Origin of the sequence: Salinimicrobium sp. TIG7-5_MAKvit, assembly GCF_049569215.1 — a bacterium.
Taxonomy (GTDB): Bacteria; Bacteroidota; Bacteroidia; order Flavobacteriales; family Flavobacteriaceae; genus Salinimicrobium; species Salinimicrobium profundisediminis.
The window spans coordinates 1,029,677-1,051,388 of record NZ_CP145903.1 but is presented as its reverse complement, the minus strand read 5'-3'; the positions used below and the strand labels follow the sequence as shown (position 1 = coordinate 1,051,388).

General features: G+C 43.3%; 19 protein-coding genes. 8 read left to right on the top strand and 11 right to left on the bottom strand.

The features are described from left to right. The first annotated feature begins 16 nt into the window (after nt 1–16). Nucleotides 17–643: a DUF4403 family protein gene (locus tag V5739_RS04705; protein WP_423819857.1), complete on the top strand. Its 627-nt coding sequence runs from the start codon at nt 17–19 to the stop codon at nt 641–643. 87 nt (nt 644–730) lie between these two features. Here the strand turns inward: V5739_RS04705 and V5739_RS04700 are convergent, their stop codons facing one another. Further along, entirely contained in the window at nt 731–1,225 is a 495-nt protein-coding gene (locus V5739_RS04700) for a hypothetical protein (RefSeq protein ID WP_423819856.1), read from the bottom strand. 195 nt (nt 1,226–1,420) lie between these two features. Here V5739_RS04700 and era point away from each other — a divergent pair, with 195 nt between their 5' ends. From era to V5739_RS04685, 3 genes are all read left to right on the top strand, one after another. After that, the gene (gene era, locus V5739_RS04695) at nt 1,421–2,311 is read left to right on the top strand and encodes a GTPase Era (protein ID WP_266068489.1); all 891 of its coding nucleotides are present in this window, start codon (nt 1,421–1,423) and stop codon (nt 2,309–2,311) included. A 159-nt stretch (nt 2,312–2,470) separates the two neighbouring features. Further along, on the top strand, nt 2,471–3,775 hold the full coding sequence (gene der / locus V5739_RS04690; RefSeq protein ID WP_423819855.1) for a ribosome biogenesis GTPase Der: 1,305 nt from the start codon (nt 2,471–2,473) through the stop codon (nt 3,773–3,775). A gap of 88 nt (nt 3,776–3,863) precedes the next feature. Continuing rightward, entirely contained in the window at nt 3,864–6,632 is a 2,769-nt protein-coding gene (locus tag V5739_RS04685) for an outer membrane beta-barrel protein (RefSeq protein WP_423819854.1), read from the top strand. Nucleotides 6,633–7,538: 906 nt separating this feature from the next. On the opposite strand, the gene V5739_RS04680 is transcribed toward V5739_RS04685, so the two are convergent. From V5739_RS04680 to V5739_RS04660, 5 genes are read right to left on the bottom strand one after another with little or no spacing between them, the layout of a single operon-like run. Then, nucleotides 7,539–8,333: a TPM domain-containing protein gene (locus V5739_RS04680; RefSeq protein WP_423819853.1), complete on the bottom strand. Its 795-nt coding sequence runs from the start codon at nt 8,331–8,333 to the stop codon at nt 7,539–7,541. Further along, nucleotides 8,333–8,767 (bottom strand): TPM domain-containing protein, encoded by a 435-nt coding sequence (locus V5739_RS04675; protein ID WP_423819852.1) that lies wholly within the window; start codon nt 8,765–8,767, stop codon nt 8,333–8,335. The genes V5739_RS04680 and V5739_RS04675 overlap by 1 nt, the downstream gene beginning before the upstream one ends. 11 nt (nt 8,768–8,778) lie before the next feature. Beyond that, nucleotides 8,779–9,375: a LemA family protein gene (locus V5739_RS04670; RefSeq protein ID WP_266070443.1), complete on the bottom strand. Its 597-nt coding sequence runs from the start codon at nt 9,373–9,375 to the stop codon at nt 8,779–8,781. 1 nt (nt 9,376) lies between these two features. Beyond that, nucleotides 9,377–9,709 (bottom strand): MerR family transcriptional regulator, encoded by a 333-nt coding sequence (locus V5739_RS04665; RefSeq protein WP_266070444.1) that lies wholly within the window; start codon nt 9,707–9,709, stop codon nt 9,377–9,379. Then, entirely contained in the window at nt 9,709–10,686 is a 978-nt protein-coding gene (locus V5739_RS04660) for a M23 family metallopeptidase (protein WP_266070446.1), read from the bottom strand. Before V5739_RS04660 ends, V5739_RS04665 begins: the two co-directional genes overlap by 1 nt. Before the next feature lie 125 nt (nt 10,687–10,811). On the opposite strand from V5739_RS04660, the gene alaS reads away from it, so the two are divergent. From alaS to V5739_RS04645, 3 genes are all read left to right on the top strand, one after another. Next, entirely contained in the window at nt 10,812–13,424 is a 2,613-nt protein-coding gene (gene alaS / locus V5739_RS04655) for an alanine--tRNA ligase (RefSeq protein ID WP_423819851.1), read from the top strand. Nucleotides 13,425–13,573: 149 nt separating this feature from the next. Next, entirely contained in the window at nt 13,574–14,512 is a 939-nt protein-coding gene (locus V5739_RS04650) for a GSCFA domain-containing protein (protein ID WP_423819850.1), read from the top strand. Nucleotides 14,513–14,569: 57 nt separating this feature from the next. After that, nucleotides 14,570–15,184, top strand: a complete 615-nt coding sequence (locus V5739_RS04645) for a DUF4230 domain-containing protein (protein WP_423819849.1) — start codon at nt 14,570–14,572, stop codon at nt 15,182–15,184. Here V5739_RS04645 and V5739_RS04640 read toward each other — a convergent pair whose 3' ends face one another. The 4 genes from V5739_RS04640 to V5739_RS04625 all read right to left on the bottom strand — a co-directional run bounded on the left by V5739_RS04640 (nt 15,185) and on the right by V5739_RS04625 (nt 19,887). Next, on the bottom strand, nt 15,185–16,942 hold the full coding sequence (locus V5739_RS04640; RefSeq protein ID WP_423819848.1) for an aromatic amino acid hydroxylase: 1,758 nt from the start codon (nt 16,940–16,942) through the stop codon (nt 15,185–15,187). 149 nt (nt 16,943–17,091) lie between these two features. Next, a complete protein-coding gene (locus V5739_RS04635; protein WP_423819847.1) occupies nt 17,092–17,628 on the bottom strand; it encodes a DUF4136 domain-containing protein in 537 nt (178 codons plus the stop codon). 18 nt (nt 17,629–17,646) lie between these two features. Further along, nucleotides 17,647–19,707 (bottom strand): urocanate hydratase, encoded by a 2,061-nt coding sequence (locus V5739_RS04630; protein WP_266070452.1) that lies wholly within the window; start codon nt 19,705–19,707, stop codon nt 17,647–17,649. Nucleotides 19,708–19,713: 6 nt separating this feature from the next. Further along, the gene (locus V5739_RS04625; RefSeq protein ID WP_265164674.1) at nt 19,714–19,887 is read right to left on the bottom strand and encodes a DUF5522 domain-containing protein; all 174 of its coding nucleotides are present in this window, start codon (nt 19,885–19,887) and stop codon (nt 19,714–19,716) included. Nucleotides 19,888–19,920: 33 nt separating this feature from the next. Here V5739_RS04625 and V5739_RS04620 point away from each other — a divergent pair, with 33 nt between their 5' ends. Further along, complete coding sequence (locus V5739_RS04620) at nt 19,921–20,247, top strand: hypothetical protein (protein ID WP_266070454.1); 327 nt, start codon at nt 19,921–19,923, stop codon at nt 20,245–20,247. A 15-nt stretch (nt 20,248–20,262) separates the two neighbouring features. On the opposite strand, the gene V5739_RS04615 is transcribed toward V5739_RS04620, so the two are convergent. Then, nucleotides 20,263–21,630: an FAD-containing oxidoreductase gene (locus tag V5739_RS04615; RefSeq protein ID WP_423819846.1), complete on the bottom strand. Its 1,368-nt coding sequence runs from the start codon at nt 21,628–21,630 to the stop codon at nt 20,263–20,265. Nucleotides 21,631–21,712 lie beyond the last annotated feature (82 nt).

Genomic DNA, 21,712 nt, shown 5'->3' with positions numbered 1-21,712 from the left:
CCTGAACCAGAGAATTATGGAAGAGAATATTCCTGATAATAAGTACAATGTGGTTTTGCGCCTGCCGGTGAGAATTGATTACCAGGTGCTGGAAAACTATCTGCAAAAGAAACTACAGGGAAAAATCCTTAGTAAGGGAAAAGCCGATGGTGAAACCTCCGATCATGCCAGAATTCGCAACATTAACCTGCGAAAGAGTCATTTAGAAGATTTTGATTTGGCTGTGCATGTACAGCTAAGCCTTCTCACCACATTATTCAAAAATAAAGAGATCACCGCCGTTGCCCATCTTTCTATTCAGTTTCGCGAAGCAGAGCAGGAGGTGCTTATCAGTCATTTTAAGGTAGAAGGAGAAAATGATGGGTGGTTTGTGAACAGGCTGGTAGAGGCACTTATCAATAATTTTCTGTATTCTAAGCTCAAATCGAAGATGAAGTTTGATATTCGGCCTGTTGTTAAAGTGCAACTTGAAAAAATAAATAACAAGTTGGCCGATGCGCTAGAACTTACCGATGGGATTAATGTCACCGGAAAAATAAACGAATTCCGGATTCAGGAAATTATTGCAGGCCAGAGAAAATTACTGGTTTCTGTAAGTATCCTGGGGAGCAACGTGCTTAATGTTGAAAATATTGACTTTTAAAATATAAAGAGGTTCCCAAAATACCTTTTTTGGATACTATGGGAACCTTTGTTTTTGCTAAAGCTTCAGTGTAGCCCTATACTGTGGTTACATCTCCTGGCTGTTGCTGTCAATAAGACTCTTCCGAATTTCATCGTGCTTGTTCATCATTTCTTCATGCTCACTCCTCATGCTGCTGTGCTCATCCATCATAGTTTGGTGCACTTCTTTCATTTTAGAGATCTGCGCTTTCATTTCTGAACTGCTCAAATTTCCGAAGTTATCCTTTAATTCGCGGTGTCCTTCCATATATTCTTTATGCCCGGCTAAAAGTCCTTCGTGTTTCTTGATGATCACTTCATTCTGGGCCATTTGATCATAATAGGTAGAGTCCGATACCTGCATGGTGTCCAGCTGTTGCATAAGGTCCTGGTGATTTTGCTTCATCCTTTCGTGGGTAGATTGAAATTCTGAATTTACCTGCGCAATGCTGTCATTCTGGGTCATTAATTCATCAAATTCTTTTGAAAGGTTCTCTTTTTCATTATCTCCACATGAAGCCATAAGTGCCATGCTAAAGATTAAAATCATAAATTTTTTCATTATTTTCTAATTTTGTGGGTTAGTACCTTTAAAAATACAAAAGATAGGATTTACTTCTTGTAATTATCTGTTAAAAGGGAAGTTGGGTGAAGATGGTGAGAAAAAATTATCTTCTAAATTATAAGAGCAGGTTCAAATTTTTGCCACTGGTTGCCTGCTTTATAATTGAGTATCTTTGCAAAGAAAAATTGAATTATGGCACATAAAGCAGGATTTGTAAATATTATAGGAAACCCAAATGTGGGTAAGTCTACTCTAATGAACGCCTTTGTGGGGGAAAAACTGAGTATCATTACCTCCAAGGCACAAACTACACGACACCGTATTTTGGGAATAGTGAATGGAGAAGACTTCCAGGTGATCCTTAGTGATACGCCGGGGATCATTAAACCGGCTTACCAGTTACAGGAGTCGATGATGGATTTTGTGAAGTCGGCTTTTGAAGATGCCGATGTCCTGGTGTACATGGTTGAAATAGGCGAAAAGGAATTAAAAGATGAAGCCTTTTTCAACAAGATCATCAATTCTGAAATTCCTGTTTTATTACTTCTGAATAAGATCGACAAATCCAATCAGGCTGAACTGGAAGAACAGGTGCAGCTTTGGAAGGAAAAAGTTCCTAATGCCGAAATTTACCCTGTATCTGCACTTCAGGGATTCAATGTTGCCGAAGTATTTAATCGCATAGTAGAATTCCTTCCCGAATCTCCTGCCTTTTACCCTAAAGACACCCTTACCGATAAGCCCGAGCGTTTCTTTGTAAACGAGATCATCCGCGAAAAGATTCTGATGCACTACAAAAAGGAAATTCCTTATAGTGTAGAGATCGATACCGAAGAATTCTTTGAAGAAGAAGAGATCATTCGCATGCGTAGCATTATCATGGTAGAGCGGGAAACTCAAAAAGGGATCATTATTGGCCATAAAGGCGCAGCTTTAAAAAGAGTGGGCGTAGAGGCCCGTAAAGACCTTGAAAAATTCTTTGGAAAGCAGGTGCACCTTGAGCTGTATGTGAAAGTGAATAAAAACTGGCGAAGCGATATAAAACAGTTGCGACGCTTTGGCTACTCTGGAGACAAGAAGTAAATCTGCCTTTTTTGACAGGTTAATAATTTTTCAGGTGGAAGGGCAATCCTTTATCAAAGGATTTTCCTCTCTGTAATTCCTGAAAATTAGGCAGCTGTAAGTACAGAGCATTTGTTTTAAATCCCCTAATTTTGCACTCTTATTTAAGAGAATATATTTATGAGCAGTATTGTAGCTATTGTAGGACGACCTAACGTTGGGAAATCTACCTTTTTTAACCGGTTGATCCAGCGCCGTGAAGCCATTGTAGATTCGGTAAGTGGAGTGACCAGAGACCGGCATTATGGAAAGACCGACTGGAATGGCCGCAATTTCTCTGTAATTGATACCGGCGGATATGTGCTGGGAAGCGATGACGTTTTTGAAGCCGAGATTGATAAGCAGGTAGAACTTGCTATTGGTGAAGCCGATGCCATTATTTTTATGGTAGATGTTGAGACCGGCGTCACACCTATGGATGAAGACGTGGCACAATTGCTTCGGAAGGTGAACAAACCTGTATTTCTTGCTGTAAATAAAGTAGATAATTCCAAACGGCTTGAAAATGCTGTAGAATTTTACGCTCTTGGACTTGGGGAGTATTTTCCAATTGCCAGCACCAATGGTAGTGGTACAGGAGAATTACTCGATGCCCTTGTTGATGCCCTGCCCGAAGATACCCGCCCCGAAGAAGCCGAGTTACCCCGCTTTGCAGTGGTGGGAAGGCCCAATGCAGGGAAATCTTCGTTTATAAATGCCCTTATTGGAGAAGATCGTTATATAGTAACCGATATCGCCGGAACTACGCGCGACTCTATTGATACAAAATATAACCGCTTCGGATTTGAATTTAACCTGGTTGATACCGCCGGGATACGCCGCAAATCTAAAGTAAAGGAAGATCTTGAATTTTATTCGGTAATGCGCTCGGTTCGGGCTATTGAACACTGTGATGTGTGCTTAATAGTCATGGATGCTACCCGTGGTTTTGATGGGCAGGTGCAAAATATTTTCTGGCTTGCGCAGCGCAACCGTAAAGGTATCGTGATCCTGGTAAACAAATGGGATCTTCTGGAAAAGGAGACCAATACCATGAAAGAATACGAGGCCAATATTCGCCGCGAAATGGAACCTTTTACCGATGTGCCAATCGTCTTTATGTCGGTACTCACTAAACAGCGAATCTTTAAGGCCATAGAAACTGCAGTTGAGGTATATAATAAGCGAAGCAAAAAGATCAAGACCAGTGAGCTTAACGAGATAATGTTGCCTATAATAGAATCAAATCCGCCGCCAGCCTATAAAGGCAAGTACGTGAAAATAAAATTCTGTATGCAGCTGCCTACGCCACAGCCCCAGTTTGCTTTTTTCTGCAATCTTCCGCAGTATGTGAAAGATCCGTACAAAAGGTTTTTGGAAAATAAATTGCGGGAGAAATTTGATTTCAACGGTGTGCCGGTATCGGTGTACTTCAGGAAAAAATAGTACGTGATGTAACTTTTGCCCTTTTTGGGAGTCCAATAAATGCTGTTACCTAAAGTAGCAGCATTTAATATTTAAGACCTCCCTTATAATGAAGCATTTTTTCTTCCTATGCCTGCTCCTAATCTCTTCAGGTGCAATGGCTCAACAATTCTCTATCTCGGGTAAAATTGTAGATGCAGAAACTCAACTCCCTTTAGAATCGGCTACACTATTTGTTGAAAAGGTGCAGGACAGTAGCCTTGTTTCCTACACTATTTCTAATAAAGCAGGAGAATTTGTAATTGAAGGTTCCGGGAAAATGGATAGTTTAAGGTTAGTGGGCACGTACAACGGCTACGATCCGCTTACCCGATTAATAATCCTGGAGCAGCCAAATATAGCTTTGGGACAGCTAAAAATGCAGGTGGCCAACAATATGCTGGGAGAGGTTAACGTAGTTTCTCAAAGAGCTCCTGTCACTATAAAGTCAGACACCCTTGAGTTTAATGCAGGTTCCTTTAATACCAGGCAGGATGCTAACCTTGAGGAAGTGATGAAAAAGCTTCCGGGGGTCGAAGTAGATGCCCAGGGAAATATTACCGTCAATGGGAAACCTGTTTCCCGTATCCTCGTAAACGGAAAAGAATTCTTCGGAAATGATCCCAAGATCGCCACTAAAAACCTTCCGAAGGAGATTATAGATAAAATACAGGTTGTAGATACAAAGACCAAATCTGAAGAATTTACGGGCAAAGCAGGAAACCCCGATGATAAGACCATCAACGTTACTATTAAAGAAGATAAGAACAAAGGTTATTTTGCACGCGCAACTGCAGGTGGGGGAACAGATGACAGGTACGAATTGAGCGGAATTGGGAATTATTTTAAAGACGATATGAGGCTGAGTGTGCTTGCCAGCTCCAATAATATTAACTCTTCGGGTTTTTCTTTTGATGAGGTTTTTGACATGATGGGGGGCAGGGCGCGCAGCGTCTCCTTTAATCGTAACGGTAGCTTCAGCATTAACGGGAATAGTTTTGGCGGCAGCGGTGGTATCACCAAAAGTGAGACTGCCGGCTTCAATTTCACTAACGACTGGGATAAAAAATATGAGCTGACTGCCGATTATTTCTTCGGAAAAAATGACACCGAAACCTATTCAGTGGTAGAGCGGGAGACTTTTCTTCCCAATAGTACTTTCTTCACTAATTCTGAAACTTCAGGAAATATGGTGAATGAAAGTCACCGGGCAAACCTGGCTTTTGAAGTAGACCTGGATACATTAACCAGGATTTCTGTAAGGCCGTCGATAACTATTAATAATGGATTTTCAGACCGTAACAGTGCTTCCGAAAGGATCGAAGGTACCTCCCAAATTCTTTCCAACACCTTTGATAATGAAGAGTTGTACAGCAGCGACTTCCGTAATAGGATAGATTTTATAAGAAAATTTGGCAGTCGCGGCGCCTACCTGCAACTTGATTTTAATAACCGGAACGAAAAACAGGAGAGCGACAATTTCTTCTATTCTGAAAGGTTTACGGTAGAAGGGGGCGGGACCATAGGTACTGCGATACAGGATCAATTTATTGATGAAGAGAACAGTTCAAATGAATATGAGGCCGGTATTACCCAGCGCTCTGTTCTTGCTGAAAAGCTCTTCCTGGATCTTTCATACGATTTTACTGTTCTTAATCTATCCAATACCCGTTCTGTTTATCAATTTGATGAAGACAGCGGCAATTATGATATTTTAGAGGAGGAGCTTAGTAACGACTTTGAAGTTACGAGCTATAAACATATACCAAATGCAGGGATTAATTACGAAGGCAAAAAATTAAGGGGAGGGTTTAACCTGGGACTTCTAAATACGTCTCTTGAAAATGAGGATTTTCTGGTAGAGAGCTCCTTTAAGAAAAATTACAACGAGCTTTTTATGGAAGCCGACATTAGGTATGAGATCACCCGTGGTAAATCATTTTACTTCAGGTATCGTACCGATAATAACATTCCTTCAATTTCACAGTTGCAGCCGGTGCCCAACCTTACCAACCCACTGAACATTATTGTGGGAAATCCCGAACTCGATCCAACCTACTCCCAAAACCTGAATTTTGGGTACCATAACTTCGACTTCGCCACCCGCAGCGGAATGAATATCTATGCTTCGGCAACATTTTACGACAACCAGGTGGTGCCTTATTCAATTACTGAAGACCTTATCACAACCACCACTTACAGGAACCTGGATGGAGGTTTGACTTCCTATGCCGGAGTTTTCTATTCAAAGCGATATAAAAAGGAAAAGCAGGAGTATAACTATCGCGTTGGTCTTAATGGAAATTATAACCGACAGTTAGGATTTTCAAACGGTACCCGCTATAAGGCAGATCGTTTTGGAGCTAACCCTTCATTGAGGCTGGGCTATAATTATGAAGAGGTTATCGAGATCAATCCACGATATGAGCTGAGTTATGTCAACACGCAATACGGTATTAACAACAACAGGGAAGAAGAGTATGTGAATCATACGGTGGCCCTGGAAGCGACAACATACTGGCCCAAAAATGTTGTTTTTGGCAATGATTTTTCCTTTAATTCCTACGGAAATGTTGCGCCTGGGTTTGATGATACCTCACTTTTATGGAATATGAGCCTTGGCTACAAATTCCTGAAAGACGATGCCACATTAAAGCTGAAGGTTTATGATTTGCTAAATGAAAATGTGAGCACATCCCGTACCACGGGCGAAGATTTTGTGCAGGACACCCGCGAACTCATCCTTGAACAATATTTTATGCTTAGCTTCACCTACAAACTAAGTAAGTTTGGAGGAAAGGATCCAAACCGAAGAGGCGGAGGGATCATAAAATTGTAGGGGAAAGTAGAAGGTAGATTTTAGAAGTACGAATAAAAGGAGGGGTTCAAAAATGCCATTTTTGAACCCCTCCTTTTTTAGTTTGCAGTTGTTAGTAAGCAGTAAATAGGAAGGTTAAATCTCAGCTGGCGCGGATTTACAATCCGTGCCGTCTACATATTGGAATTTATTTTTTCGGAATTTGGTGCTTGAACCATTGCTGGCACAGATTTGCAATCGTGCCATGCACTAAATCATCTTTCAATTTTTCAATATGCCGTCCCTCCGGGACTTTTTATGATACGGGAATAAAATGCTATAAATATGCCGCCCCTCCGGGGCTTTCCATTGGAATTTGTTTTTTGGGATTTGGTGCTTGGAATTTGAGATTTGTACTCCCGATGGCGCAGATTTACAATCCGTGCAATGCACTAGATTATCTTTCAATTTACCAATATTCCGTCCCTCCGGGATTCTTCATGATTCGGGAATGAAATGCTATAAATATGCCGCCCCGCTGGGGCTTTCAATTGGAATTTGCACTATTGTTGGAGCGGATTTTCAATCCGTGCTGGGGTATAAATTGGATTTTTTTTGGAATTAGATGCTTGAAAATTGAGATTTGAACTCCCGCTTGCGTGGATTTGCAATCGGTGCCATGCACTAAATTATCTTTCAATTTCCCAATATGCCGCCCCCTCTGGGGCTTTCCATTGGAATTTGTTTTTTGGGATTTGGTGCTTGGAAATTGGTACTTGAAAATTGGAATTTTCAATATTGTTGGCGCGGATTTGCAATCCGTGCCGTGTATAAACTTATTTTTTGGAATTAAGTGCCTGAACTATAATATTTGAATTTTCCTGACAACTGACAACTGACAACTGACCAGTGATCACTGAGCACTGAACCCTACTGCCTACTAAAAAATTACCATCCCCCGCCGGCACCACCGCCGCCAAAGCCACCGCCGCCGAAGCCACCACCAAAGCCACCGCCGCCGCCAAAACCGCCTCCTCCGCCACCAAAGCTGCCACCGCCAAAGCCACCACGACCAAGGCTGCTAAGCACCAGGATGTCGAGGAGTCCGCCGCCACGACGGAATCCGCCACGGCCACCGCCTCTTTTGTTTCGGGAACTAAGGATGATGAGAAAAACGATAAAAATGAGGGCAAGGACAATGAATCTTGGAGAAGCTCCATCGCCCGAAGCGGGTCGGGAACCTTCAAAAGTGCCGTCAAGCACCTGGAAAATTGCAGTTGTACCCGCATCTAATCCGCGATAATAACTTCCGGAGCGAAATTCCGGAAGGATCACACTTTCAATAATTTGTTTAGAGAGGGCATCGGTAAGCGTACTTTCAATTCCGTAGCCCGTAGAGATCCAGATCTTGCGCTCGCTTTCGGCCAGTAAGATCAATATTCCGTTGTCTTCTTTTGCCTGCCCCACGCCCCATTCATGAGCCCATTCGGCAGCATAGGTGCCAATATATTCCCCCTGCAGGGATTCTATTGTAGCAATTACTATTTGGGTGGAGGTAGTATCGGCGTAGCTAATAAGCTTGCGTTCTAAAGCCTGCTCTTCCTGTGGCGAGAGTACTTCGGCTTCATCATAAATACTGGTCTCTAAAGAAGGTCTTGCGGGAATGTCCCTTTGAGCATAGGTAGTAAAGCCGAGGCTGAAAAGGATGATTGTAAAAAGGAAATTCCGAAGTAAATTGTTCATTATTTGGATATTTTATCCGAAAGTTCATTGGTGTCATCTTCGCTCCAGGGAAAATGTTCCTGTAATTCCTTTCCGGCCATAAGGATTCCGTCAATGAGACCTTGTTTAAATTCCCCATTTTTGAACCTTGAAGAAATGGCATCTTTGGTGGTTTCCCAAAAACCTTCGGGCACCACTTTATTGATCCCTTTATCGCCGTAGATCACAAACTGCCGGTCTTCAATGGCAACATAGATGAGCACCCCATTGTCTTCTTTGGTGTTATCCATCTTTAACAAATGAAAAACCTCCATTGCACGGTCCCAGATTTTGCCCTTGCTGGTTTTCTCAATATGTACCCGAATTTCTCCTGAAGTTTTATTCTCGGCCTCTCTAATGGCTGCTACCACTTCGGCTTCGTCTGCTTCGGAAAGAAACTCTTCTATTTTTGACATTTTTGGAACTTTTAGAAATCAAAATCTACTTCGGGTGCGTTTTCTGAACCTGGATCGGCTTCAAAAAGAGGCATTCTCTCAAAACCATACATGCCTACAATAAGGTTGTTAGGAAACTTCCTGATGTAGGTGTTGTAATCCCTTACCTGTTCGTTGTAACGGTTTCTCTCTACGTTAATTCGGTTCTCTGTGCCTTCAAGCTGTGACTGTAGCTGCTGAAAATTCTGTGTAGCCCGAAGCTCCGGATATCTTTCAACGGTTACCAGTAATCGCGACAAAGCTGAAGAAACTTCTCCCTGTGCCTGCTGAAACTGCTGAAGGTTCTCCTGCGTGATATTGCTGGCATCTACATTTACAGAAGTTGCTTTTGCCCGGGCTTCAATAACATCGGTAAGTGTTCCTCTTTCAAAGTCTGCCGCACCTTTCACGGTATTCACCAGGTTTGGGATGAGGTCGCTTCGGCGTTGGTATGCACTCTCCACCTGTGACCAGGCTGTTTGTGCAGTTTCCTGCTTTACTACAGCATTGTTGTATTTTCCAACGGTTAACAGGTAAAGACCTAAGACAATAGCCCCAATGATCAATACGGGGACGAGCCACTTTTTCATATTACAATTCCTTTTTTAAGTTTATTAGTGTAGATTTTATATTTTCTAACTTGCGAATGACTTCAAAGTTAGACAATGTTTTCCGGCTTTTCTCTTCCTTCAGATGGATTTTTGCCCCTTCCAGGGTAAAGCCTCTTTCTTTGACCAGGTGATAGATCAATTCGAGGTTTTTAATATCTTCTTTAGTGAATTTACGATTGCCCTTGGCGTTCTTCCGCGGTTTTATGGCATCAAATTCTTTCTCCCAAAACCTGATGAGAGAGGTGTTCACGTTAAAAGCTTCGGCCACTTCGCCAATAGAATAATACAACTTATCGGGCAGGTTTACGTGCATTAATCCAGGGATTGGTTTTCAAGTTGTGCCTGCTCCAGGATTTCGTCATATTCAGCTGGAGATAAATGTCCGTAGTAAAAGTTAATAGGATTGATCTTTTCATCATCCTTAAAGATCTCGTAGTGCAGGTGAGGCGCCTGTGAACGGCCGGTGCTGCCAACAAAGCCAATAAGATCTCCTCTTTGCACCTTTTGTCCTCTCTTTACATTGTACTTGTACAAATGTCCGTAAAGGCTCACATAGCCATAGCCGTGATTAATCCTAATGTGGTTGCCATACCCGCTTGAACGGTTGTCTGCACGTTCTACAACCCCGTCACCTGTTGCATAAACGGGGGTGCCACGGGGTGCTGTAAAGTCCATTCCATAATGGAATTTTCGCACCTTGGTAAAAGGATCTGTGCGCCAGCCATAACCTGAAGCCATCCTTTTTAGGTTTTCGTTCTTCACCGGAATAATCGCAGGAATTGAAGCCAGCAGGTTTTCTTTATCATTGGCCAGCTCTACGATCTCGTCAAGGGAGCGGGACTGTACTACCAGGCGCTTGGTAAGCATATCCAGCTTTTTGTGGCTTTCTATAATGAGTTTTGAATTGTCAAAACCTTCCAGGTCTTTATAGCGGTTTATACCACCAAATCCGGCCAGGCGCTGTTCTTCGGGTATAGGGTTTGCTTCAAAGTAAAGACGGTAAATGTTGTTGTCACGATCTTCTACATTGGCCAGTACATTCTCAATTTGCTCCATTTTACGGTTAAGCATGCTGTACTGTAACTTCATATTTTCCAGCTCGCGGGAAAGCGCTTTTTCTTTGGGAGTTTCCAGCTGCGGGATGTTGAGGTAGATCACCAAAAGAACAAAGCCTGCCAGGAAGGTCCCCAATACACTAAGAGCAGCAATTCCAAGGCGGCGCCCTTTTTTGCGCTCAATCTTTTTGTAAGATAGCGTCTCGCTGTCGTAATAATATTTAACCTTAGACATATAAGTTAAATTATTCTATTTTTGCGTTACTTAATATGTTGCAAAAACAGTGCAACAATCAGCTTGAGAAACGAACAAATATAAAAATTGTTTTCCCGACAGCATAATATTAAATTCTAGCCTTCATGAAATCCCAGGAGATACGTTCTAAATTCCTCGAATTCTTTCAAAATAAATCCCATAGCATAGTGCCATCGGCACCCATGGTAGTAAAAGATGACCCTACGCTCATGTTCACCAATGCCGGGATGAACCAGTTCAAGGAATTCTTTCTTGGAAACGGAACCCCAACCAGCCGCCGCATCGCCGATACCCAAAAATGTCTTCGCGTGAGCGGGAAGCACAACGATCTTGAAGAGGTGGGTAAAGACACCTATCATCATACCATGTTCGAGATGCTGGGCAACTGGAGTTTTGGAGATTATTTTAAGAAGGAAGCGATACATTGGGCATGGGAACTGCTCACGGAAGTTTATAAATTGAACAAGGAAGACCTTTATGTATCGGTTTTTGAAGGCAGTGAAGAAGAAGATCTGCCAGTAGACCAGGAAGCATTAGATCTTTGGAAGGCAATAGTGCCCGAAGACCGCATTATCTACGGAAATAAAAAAGATAATTTCTGGGAAATGGGTGACCAGGGGCCGTGCGGACCTTCTTCTGAAATCCATATTGACCTTAGATCGGCTGAAGAGAAGGCGAAAACACCCGGAAGGGACCTGGTAAACAATGATCATCCGCTTGTAGTGGAGATCTGGAACCTGGTTTTCATTCAGTTTAACCGAAAAGCCGATGGTTCCCTGGAAAAACTTCCGGAGAAACACGTTGATACCGGGATGGGCTTTGAGCGTCTCTGTATGGCGCTGCAGGGCGTAAAATCCAATTACGATACAGATGTTTTCACCCCGCTCATCAAGAAGATTAGCGAGGTGACAACTTCAGAATACGGGAAGAGCGAAGAGACCGACATCGCAATTCGCGTAATTGCCGATCATGTGCGGGCGGTATCTTTTGCCATTGCCGACGGGCAGTTGCCGGGTAGTACCGGCGCCGGTTATGTGATTCGTCGTATCCTTAGAAGGGCCATTCGCTATGGCTTCACTTTCCTCAACCAAAAAGAAGCCTTTGTTTATAAACTGGTTGAAACGCTGGCAAGCCAGATGGGAGAAGCATTTCCCGAACTTCGTTCTCAGCAAAACCTCATCACAAACGTGATAAGGGAAGAAGAAAATTCCTTTTTACGCACGCTTGATCAGGGGTTGGTGCTGCTGGATCAGATCATGCAAGAGAGCAATGACAAAAAAGTTTCCGGCCAAAAAGCCTTTGAATTATATGACACTTTTGGATTCCCTATTGACCTTACCGCACTAATTCTGAGTGAAAAAGGCTACAGCCTTGACCAAAAGGAATTTGAAGCCGAGCTTCAGAAGCAAAAAGATCGTTCGCGAAACGCATCCAAGGTGACTTCGGGAGACTGGCAGGTGGTGAAGGAAGCAGAGACCGAAGGTTTTGTGGGTTACGACAGCCTTGAAGCCGAAGTGGAGATCTTGCGCTACCGCAAAGTGGAATCTAAAAAAGAAGGGGAGCTATACCAGCTGGTCTTCAGTAAGACGCCTTTTTATCCTGAAGGCGGAGGTCAGGTAGGTGACAAAGGAACTCTGGAGTCAAAAAATGGCGCTGTAAATTACATTTTAGACACCCGTAAAGAGAACAACCTTATTATTCACCTCACCAAAGAACTTCCCGAAGATCTTTCGGGTACTTTTTCGGCCAAAGTAAATGCGGCTCAACGCGCACGTACTGCGGCCAATCACAGTGCCACGCACTTATTGCACCAGGCGCTCAGGGAAATTCTCGGGCCGCATGTAGAGCAAAAAGGTTCTATGGTGCAAAGCGATTATTTAAGATTTGACTTCTCTCATTTCAGCAAAGTTTCTTCGGAAGAATTGCAGCAGATAGAAGATTTTGTGAACACGCGGATTGCCGATAAACTACCGCTTGTTGAGAACAGGGAAATGCCTTATCAGGATGCTATAAACGAGGGTGTAATTGCTCTTTTTGGAGAGAAATACGGAGATAAAGTCCGCGCTATTCGCTTCGGAAAATCTATGGAACTCTGCGGCGGAACGCATGTAGGAAATACAGCCGATATATGGCATTTTAAGATCATTTCTGAAGGAGCCGTGGCTTCGGGGATTCGCCGGATTGAAGCTATTACCAACGAGGCTGCCAAAGAATATTTTACTGCCCAAACCCAAACCTTCAGCGAGATCAAAGCTGTGCTTAAGAACGCCAAAGATCCCGTGAAAGCAGTGGTGAACCTGCAGGAAGAAAATGCCGAATTAAAGAAGCAGATCGAATCTCTGCTTCGCGATAAGGCAAAAAACCTGAAGGGAGATCTTAAAAACCAGATCAAAGAAATTAACGGCATCAACTTCCTGGCTCAAAAAGTGGATTTAGACATAGGCGGCATCAAAGACCTTTCTTTCCAGTTGGGAGATGAAATGGATAATCTATTCCTTCTTTTTGGTACCCGGCAGGATGAAAAAGCAATGCTGTCCTGTTACATTTCAAAGAACCTGGTACAGGAAAAAGGTCTTAATGCCGGAAAGGTAGTAAAGGAACTCGGTCGCTACATCCAGGGCGGCGGCGGCGGACAACCATTTTACGCCACCGCAGGAGGTAAAAATCCTGCCGGATTGGACGAGGCCTTACAAAAGGCTGAGGAGTTTGTGAAGTAAAGATATCGCAAACCTAACAGGTTTTGAAAACCTGTTAGGTTTAACCTTGTTCTAACCTGCAAGGTCTCTTTTTGACCTTGTAGGTTTTAAATTGTCTGGCTAAGACCTACAAGGTTTTTAAAACCTTGCAGGTCTGCAAATAGAAACAAATGGAATTCCTAACTCAAGTTCCCGTAACTCCGCAAGAACCAAAAATCGGTTACTCTTCAAAAGTGCTGCTTTTGGGCTCTTGTTTTGTGGAAAATATCGGAAAGAAACTGGAGTACTTTAAATTCCCGAGCCTGCTCAATCCCTTCGGAATTCTTTTTCATCCTGCGGCCATTCACAACTTCTTAAAAAGGGTAAAAGAGCAGCATGTTTTTACTGAAGCAGATATTTTTTACCACAATGAAACCTGGAAATGCTATGAAGCCCATTCCGATCTTAATTCCGTAGAAAAAGAGGAGATCCTGAGTAAATTGAACGCTGCCGTGCAGGAAACCCGCGAGTTTTTGAAGACAGCCACTCATGTGATCATCACGCCGGGAACAGCCTGGGGCTATAGGCTAAATGAAACTGGCCGGCTGGTGGCTAATTGCCATAAAGTGCCACAGGCGAATTTTAGCAAGGAAATAACAGATGTCAAAAATGCCATTTTTGACATCTCAGAAATTGTGAGGTCGCTCAATCCTTCAGCCGAAATTATCTTCACTGTTTCCCCTGTGCGACATTTAAAGGATGGTTTTGTTGAAAATCAGTTAAGCAAGGCAAAACTCATCACTGCGATTCAGGAAGTAGTGGCTTCAGAAGAAAATTCTGGCTATTTTCCGTCGTATGAGATCATGATGGACGAGCTTCGGGATTACAGGTTCTATACTGAAGATATGGTGCACCCTAATAGTGTGGCGGTAGATTATATTTGGGAAAAATTCAGGCAGACCTGGATAGCTTCAGCAGCTTCCGAAGTAATGAAACAGGTAGATACCATCCAAAAAGGGCTTTTACACCGGCCTTTTAATGAAACTTCTGAAGCACATCAGAAATTCCGAAGAAATCTTCAACAAAAAATAGAAAAACTCGAAAAAGAAGTGCCTCAGATTAATTTTTAAGGGAAATCTTCACATTTTCTTCAAAAAAAGCAGGTTCCTAATTTGTATTTTTAGAACATGAAGAAATACATTCTTGGTGCTTTTGCAGTACTGCTTATTTTCATGGTTTATCGCTATTTTGAGAACCAAAACGCCGAAAGAGATCGCCTGGAGGAAAGCACTGCGCTTATTCAGCAGCAAATTAAGAACGTTGGGAAACTTGTGGTGACCGAGGGAACTTTTTCGCAGGTTTATACTTATAAAGACACAAAAAACAGGTTTCTGGATGTGCTCCCGGCCCGAAAAAGGGCACTAATTATTGTGAATACGAAAGCGACGGTGGCGTACGACCTGAGTAAACTGGTCACTGAGGTTGATGTTGAAAATAAAACGGTTCACATAAAACATATTCCGGAAGAGGAGATAAATATCTACCCCGATATAAAATATTACGACATCACCCAGGATTACCTTAACCAGTTTACGGCCGATGATTATAACAAGATCAAAACGCGCATCAATAAATCAATGCGGGAAAAAGTGGAGAATTCCACTTTAAAATCCAACGCCAAAAACCGGCTGATAAGTGAGCTGCAAAAGATCTATATCCTCACCAACACCCTTGGCTGGACGCTTACCTATAACGATCAGGAATTTAGCGCAGAACAGGAAATGCAGGAGTTGAAGCTGTAATTAGTGCGTTACTAACCCGGGTTTTACCAAACCGATCCCGTTATCGATAAGGTGTGAAACTTCTGGTCTTCTTTGTTTGATATCTTCCAGATGTTCCAGTACTGCCGAAGCCAGTTTCTCATCCTTCCCGCTGGCAAGTTCAAAGATCTCTACGGAAAGCAGCCAGTCTTTAGGATGATATTTTTTCACAAGATCAAAAGCTGCTTCCAGCGAGAATTTGGTGTTTTTTCCCTGCCTTATATTTCTAATAGATTCATAGAGGGATTCCAATTCCTCCCGCTCCGGTGTTTTTTTACTTTTAATGGTGGTCGAGGAAGGAGTGTGAGTGATAAGATTAAAGGATTTTGCATCTGCAGGTCCTGCAAAGGCCGAGATCACTTCTTTTCCAATGGCCATGTCATAATTACCCCACTCTGTCTTAAACAGTACCTCATCTTTCCAGGTGACGGTGCAATTCTTTAAGCTTATAAGTATGATCTTTCCCTGTAAATTCCTGGTGCCGGTGATGATCTCCCCCTTAACAGTTATCCCGCCTTCAAATTCAAAATTCACCTGTTCGCCTTCATAAATATCGTAAGCTCGCAGGTCACGCGGACTCATATCTTCAATGGCAAGGTTGATGCCTTTTAACCTTCCAACGGGAGAATCAAAGCCATCGGGATGGTTTTTCTTGCCGTGGCCCACCAGTTCTTTCTCTCTGGCAGCCAGGGCAGTTTCTCCGGTTGTTTGGAAATAAACCGGTTTTCCATGATCTTCAATCACGCGGGTGAAATTACCCGAGATTTGTATCCCGGTGCTGAGTTCTATCGTACCAATATTTTTGGAATTTATAAGTTTTTGAAGGCCTTCCAGGCCGCCAACGCGCAGTGCCATTTTATTGGCGAACTGTTCCAGGACAAGACTCAGGTGAGCAAAGTCGGGTGTTACGTACAGCTGTGGCTGAGGTTTTGTAATGTCGAATTCCTGCTGTGCAGCTTCAATGGTATAAGGTATTTTCTTAACCTTATCGGTCATGCACCAGGCGCTTTCCCCAATCGAGGAAAGGAGTCCGGCGCCATAGATTTTAGGATCTTCGGGCGTACCTATGAGTCCATATTCCACGGTCCACCAGTGCAGGTTTCTAATCTGGGCCATCTCGCTTTGCTCCCGCTGGTCATTCTGCAGTTCGTCAACTTTTTTCTCGGCAGCTTCGATCTCTTCCTGCGGTATATCTTCGGCTTCTTTGATGATGGAAAGGTGGCGAATGGCTTCGTAGATCTCGTAATCTTTTGCGCTGGAAATGGCTTTGCAACCAATCTCCCCAAAGCGCCGGAGGTATTCGGCGTATTCGGGATTTGCAATAATAGGAGCGTGGCCTGCACCTTCATGGATAATATCAGGTGCCGGGGTGTATTCTATGTGCTCGAGTTGCCTGATGTCACTGGCTATCACCAGTACATTAAAAGCCTGAAATTCCATAAAAGCTGCCGGCGGAATAAATCCGTCAACCGCTACGGCGGCCCAGCCAATTTCCTTGAGGATCCTGTTCATCCCGTACATATTGGGAATATGATCTATGGAAATTCCTGTTTTTTTGAGTCCGTCGAGATAAGAGGAGTGGGCAACCTTGCTAAGGTAATCTACATTTTTGCGCATCACATACCGCCATACCGCTTGATTGATTGGCGTGTAGTCTTCGTAATTCTGAGGCTTTATGAATTGCTTCAGGTGTGCCGGAAGCCGGTCAATGATCTCATTCGATTCAAATTCTTTTTCCATAGCTATAGGTAATGAACAGGTTTTAAAGATACAAAAATATAAAGTTTGTAATCTATTGAATGCCATTTGTATAGGCTTCAGTGTAAATCAAAAAAGCCGCTAATCTTTTAAGTTTTTAGCGGCTTTAGGTGGGGGACTTAAAATGTAAATTAGTTCAAAGAAGGTGGATATTTCTCCAGGATCTCTTCCACAATTTCGTTAATCCTTTCCTGTTTTTGTTCCACTTTTCTTGATAGTGCAGCAGTGCCCATTCCCTGCCAAACCAGTTCTTTTTTTCCTGCATCAATAAGGTCTATATACAAAGTACCTTCGGTAGTAGAGCTTACGGTGTTATATCCAGATCCCCAATACCAAGGGTGCCAGCCCCATCCGTAACCATAGCCGTAGGCGTTGTTATAGATGTTCACGTTCTCCTTGGTCTTGGTGAAAATGCTTACAAGCATGTCCGGATTATCTGACTTTGTAAAGCCTTTTTCCTGCATTTCCTGGTCTATGGCTCTTAAAATCCTTTTTTTGTCAAGATCAGAAATTTCTGCTTTGTCAATACCGGGTTTGAAGAAGGCATAGGTCTGGTACTTTGAGAAGTTGACTTCCCTGTCGTAATCTGTCGCTACTTTCACGGTACTACAGGAAGTCATTACCAGCACGAACAGAACGAGTACCGAAGTAATTTTAATCGCTCTCATATAAATATTGTTTTTAGGTTAATTGTCCAACAGGCGATCATCTACAATGTTGGGCATAGTGACTTTTAAACGAGGTTCTACTTCCATCGCGCGTTTTATGGCGAACACAGCACCTTCGTTTCGGGCCCATGATCTACGGGCAATCCCGTTGTTTACATCCCAGAATAACATTGAGTTAAGTCGTCTCTCCGACTCTTTATTTCCTTCAAGAACCATACCGAACCCTCCATTGATCACTTCACCCCAGCCTACACCGCCGCCGTTGTGAATGCTCACCCAGGTGGCGCCTCTAAAGCTGTCGCCAATCACATTTTGTATGGCCATATCGGCTGTGTAGCGGGAGCCGTCGTAAATATTGGAAGTTTCGCGGTAAGGAGAATCGGTGCCCGAAACATCGTGATGGTCACGCCCCAAAATTACAGTTCCAATTTGCCCTTTTTCGATGGCTTTATTGAAGGCACGTGCGATTTCAATCCTGCCTTCAGCATCGGCATAAAGAATTCGGGCCTGTGAACCTACCACCAGCTTATTCGCCCTGGCACCTTCGATCCACTTGATGTTGTCCTGCATTTGCTGCTGAATTTCTTCGGGAACCTCTTGTTTTAACTTCTGAAGTACTTCCCGTGCAATCTGGTCGGTTTTCTCCAGATCTTCTTTCTTTCCTGAAGCGCATACCCAGCGAAAGGGACCAAAACCGTAATCAAAACACATGGGCCCCATAATGTCCTGCACGTAACTCGGGTATGCGAAATCTTTGTCTTCTCCTGCTGCAGCTCCGCTAACAAAATCACCTGCCTCGTCTTTATAGATTTTGGCACCTGCTCTCGAAGCCTCCAGTAAAAAGGCATTTCCATAATCGAAAAAGTAGGTGCCTTTTTTGGTGTGGCGGTTAATGGCTTCGGTTTGTCGCCGCAGACTTTCCCGTACTTTTTCTTTGAACCTTTCGGGATCGCGGCTCATCATGGTGTTTGCTTCTTCCATCGTGAGGCCTGCCGGATAATAACCTCCTGCCCACGGGTTGTGCAGGGAAGTCTGGTCGCTTCCTAAATCAATATGAATATTCTCTTCATCAAATTTCTCCCATACTTCTACCACATTTCCGAGGTATGCAAAAGAGATGGTTTTTCCTACTTTTTTTGCTTCAGAAACTTTTTGGACCAGCACATTGAGGTCTTTAACAACTTCATCTACCCAGCCCTGAGAGTGACGTGTTTCTACTGCTTTTGGATTCACTTCGGCACAAACCGTAATGCAACCGGCGATATTTCCGGCTTTGGGTTGTGCGCCGCTCATGCCACCAAGTCCTGAAGTAACAAACAAAGAACCCTCTCCTAAAATGCCCTTTTTGACACCCTTGCCCTGGGGAGAGGTGGACGTTTGAGCAATTTTCCGAAGCGCATTCAGTACCGTAATCGTGGTGCCGTGAACGATTCCCTGAGGGCCTATATACATATAGCTGCCCGCAGTCATTTGTCCGTATTGAGTTACGCCAAGCGCATTGAATTTTTCCCAGTCGTCCTGTTTGGAGTAGTTGGGGATCATCATGCCATTGGTTACCACCACGCGCGGTGCATCTTTATGTGAAGGAAAGAGTCCCAGCGGGTGACCTGAGTTCATCACCAAAGTTTGTTCTTCGGTCATTTCGGCCAGATATTTCATCACCAGGCGGTATTGTGCCCAATTCTGGAAAACAGCGCCGTTGCCGCCATAGGTGATCAACTCATGCGGATGTTGGGCCACCTGAGGATCCAGGTTGTTCTGGATCATGAGCATGATCCCTTTTGCCTGCTCACATTTTCCGGGATATTCAGAAATTGGCCGGGCATACATCTCATAATCGGGACGCAGGCGGTACATATAGATCCTTCCGTAGGTATCAAGTTCCTCGCGGAATTCGGGCAGCAGCTTTTCGTGATGTTTGCTGTCAAAATACCTAAGTGCATTGCGCAGGGCGAGTTTTTTTTCTTCAGCAGAGAGGATGTCCTTGCGTTTTGGAGCATGATTTACATTGAGATCATAATCTTTTGCGGGAGGCAGGATGTTGGGAATACCTTCTAAAATGGCATTTTTGAAGTCCATATAGAATTATTTTTTCTGTTGATTCGTTTTTTTATTGAAGCCGTAAGGGCAGTGACGGCAGCCACTTTCACAGCAATAACCTCTTTTGAGGTGGTATTGTTCGGTAAAGCAGCGGTAGCCTTCGGGGGTGAGATAATAATCGCCTTCTTCAAGCGGAATTTTTTTTCTTGAAAAACTCATATCACAAAAATAGCATTTTCTTATCTTGCCCTAATGTTTGTGGTGGTTAATAAATTTATTCTTGCCAAACACTTTGATGGCGTAGTCCTTTGGCCATTTATTATAATAAAGCGAAAAGATCTTAAAAGTAACCCGGTCTTCATGAACCATGAGCGCATTCACCTCAAGCAACAGGTGGAGCTACTGGTGATCTTCTTCTTTGTGTGGTACTTTTTCGAATATTTCATCAGGCTCATAAAGTACAGGGACTCCTATAAAGCTTATAGTAGAATTTGTTTTGAGCGCGAAGCTTATGCCAACGAAAGAAACCTGAATTACATTCCCCGACGTTCATTCTGGGGTTTCAGAAAATATCTCTAAAAGGCCTTTTCAAGGCTATAGCTCCCGAAGATTTTCTAGCATGGTGGGAATAAGTTCGCTTACCGTGGGGTGAATATGTACGGCATCCCGCATTACCTGGTAGGTTGCGCCTGCATACATCTGGTCTATTACGGTGTGGATGTATTCATCTGCCCCGGTTCCTAAAAATGTTGCTCCCAGGATCCTGTCTGTTTTGGCATCAATGAAGATCTTCATTTTTCCGGCGGTCTCTCCTTTTTCTTTAGCACGTGCAACCTTCTTCATGGGCATTTCAGCAACTTTAGCTTTTATTCCCTGAGCTTTGATCTGTTTTTCATCAAGACCTACCCGGGCAAGCGGCGGATCGATATATGCGGCATAACAGGGAAAACGGTCAGTCAATTTTCTCTTCCGGTCTTCATACAAAGTGGAATTTACAATTTGAAAATCATTGTAGGCGGTGTGGGTAAAGGCACCTTCTCCATTACAATCTCCCAAAGCCCAAATGTGCGACACCGATGTCTGCAGTTCATCATTCACTTTGATGAATCCACGGTCGTCCAATTCTACGCCGGTTTTTCCCAGCCCTAGATCATCTGTATTTGGAACTCTTCCCACTGCCAGTAAAAGGTGAGAGGTGGTTATTTTTTTACTTCCTGTTTCACAGTTATAGGTTACTTCAATTTCGCCATCTTTTTCAGCAGCTTTGATACAATCAGAATTCAGCAGCACATTGATGCCACTTTTTTTGATGATCTCGGTAATGGCTTCAGCAATATCGTCATCCTCTTTTTTCATGAGGGCCGAACCCCGCTCCAAAATAGTCACTTCACTTCCAAACCGGCTAAACATCTGTGCAAATTCCAGCCCCACATAACCACCACCCACGATAACAAGATTTTTGGGCACTTCTTCCAGATCGAGCATACTGCGGTTGGTGAGATAGTTTACAGCTTCAAAATCTTTTGGCACCCTTGGCCTGCCTCCCACATTGATAAAGATCTTTTCTGCCGTTAATTCTTCCCCGTTAACCAAAATAGTATGGTTGTCCAGAAACTCAGCTTTTCCTTGAAAAAGAGTAATATGCTCTTCTTTTTCAAAAGCTTTTTTGAGGCCTTCATGAGAATCGGCTATTAGTTGATCTTTCCGGGTCTTGATTGTTTTGAGATCTACCTGCACCTCTCCTTCAATATTCACCCCCATTTCCCGGCTATTTCGGGCAATAAAGGCTCTCCTGGCCGAGGCCACATAAGCTTTGGTTGGCGTACAACCTGTGTTGACGCAAGTACCGCCAAGTTCACTTTTCTCAATAATGGCAGTTTTTAATCCGTTTTTGGCAAGGCTGGAAGCGAGGGGAGGGCCTGCCTGTCCCGTTCCAATTATAATGGCATCAAATTTTTTCATCGGGTCTAAATTAATTTCAGAAATTAAATATACTTTTTGACAATCCACCCTTTGTTTCTTATAATTAGTTCTTAATATTTGC

Bases quoted from the DNA above. Each gene is read 5' to 3' on its own strand.
- era (WP_266068489.1), top strand. From the start codon at position 1,421: ATGGCACATAAAGCAGGATTTGTAAATATTATAGGAAACCCAAATGTG.
- V5739_RS04685 (WP_423819854.1), top strand. From the start codon at position 3,864: ATGAAGCATTTTTTCTTCCTATGCCTGCTCCTAATCTCTTCAGGTGCA.
- alaS (WP_423819851.1), top strand. From the start codon at position 10,812: ATGAAATCCCAGGAGATACGTTCTAAATTCCTCGAATTCTTTCAAAAT.
- V5739_RS04630 (WP_266070452.1), bottom strand. From the start codon at position 19,707: ATGGACTTCAAAAATGCCATTTTAGAAGGTATTCCCAACATCCTGCCT.
- der (WP_423819855.1), top strand. From the start codon at position 2,471: ATGAGCAGTATTGTAGCTATTGTAGGACGACCTAACGTTGGGAAATCT.
- V5739_RS04705 (WP_423819857.1), top strand. From the start codon at position 17: ATGGAAGAGAATATTCCTGATAATAAGTACAATGTGGTTTTGCGCCTG.
- V5739_RS04680 (WP_423819853.1), bottom strand. From the start codon at position 8,333: ATGAACAATTTACTTCGGAATTTCCTTTTTACAATCATCCTTTTCAGC.
- V5739_RS04700 (WP_423819856.1), bottom strand. From the start codon at position 1,225: ATGAAAAAATTTATGATTTTAATCTTTAGCATGGCACTTATGGCTTCA.
- V5739_RS04675 (WP_423819852.1), bottom strand. From the start codon at position 8,767: ATGTCAAAAATAGAAGAGTTTCTTTCCGAAGCAGACGAAGCCGAAGTG.
- V5739_RS04650 (WP_423819850.1), top strand. From the start codon at position 13,574: ATGGAATTCCTAACTCAAGTTCCCGTAACTCCGCAAGAACCAAAAATC.
- V5739_RS04670 (WP_266070443.1), bottom strand. From the start codon at position 9,375: ATGAAAAAGTGGCTCGTCCCCGTATTGATCATTGGGGCTATTGTCTTA.
- V5739_RS04665 (WP_266070444.1), bottom strand. From the start codon at position 9,709: ATGCACGTAAACCTGCCCGATAAGTTGTATTATTCTATTGGCGAAGTG.
- V5739_RS04625 (WP_265164674.1), bottom strand. From the start codon at position 19,887: ATGAGTTTTTCAAGAAAAAAAATTCCGCTTGAAGAAGGCGATTATTAT.
- V5739_RS04620 (WP_266070454.1), top strand. From the start codon at position 19,921: ATGTTTGTGGTGGTTAATAAATTTATTCTTGCCAAACACTTTGATGGC.
- V5739_RS04635 (WP_423819847.1), bottom strand. From the start codon at position 17,628: ATGAGAGCGATTAAAATTACTTCGGTACTCGTTCTGTTCGTGCTGGTA.
- V5739_RS04640 (WP_423819848.1), bottom strand. From the start codon at position 16,942: ATGGAAAAAGAATTTGAATCGAATGAGATCATTGACCGGCTTCCGGCA.
- V5739_RS04660 (WP_266070446.1), bottom strand. From the start codon at position 10,686: ATGTCTAAGGTTAAATATTATTACGACAGCGAGACGCTATCTTACAAA.
- V5739_RS04645 (WP_423819849.1), top strand. From the start codon at position 14,570: ATGAAGAAATACATTCTTGGTGCTTTTGCAGTACTGCTTATTTTCATG.
- V5739_RS04615 (WP_423819846.1), bottom strand. From the start codon at position 21,630: ATGAAAAAATTTGATGCCATTATAATTGGAACGGGACAGGCAGGCCCT.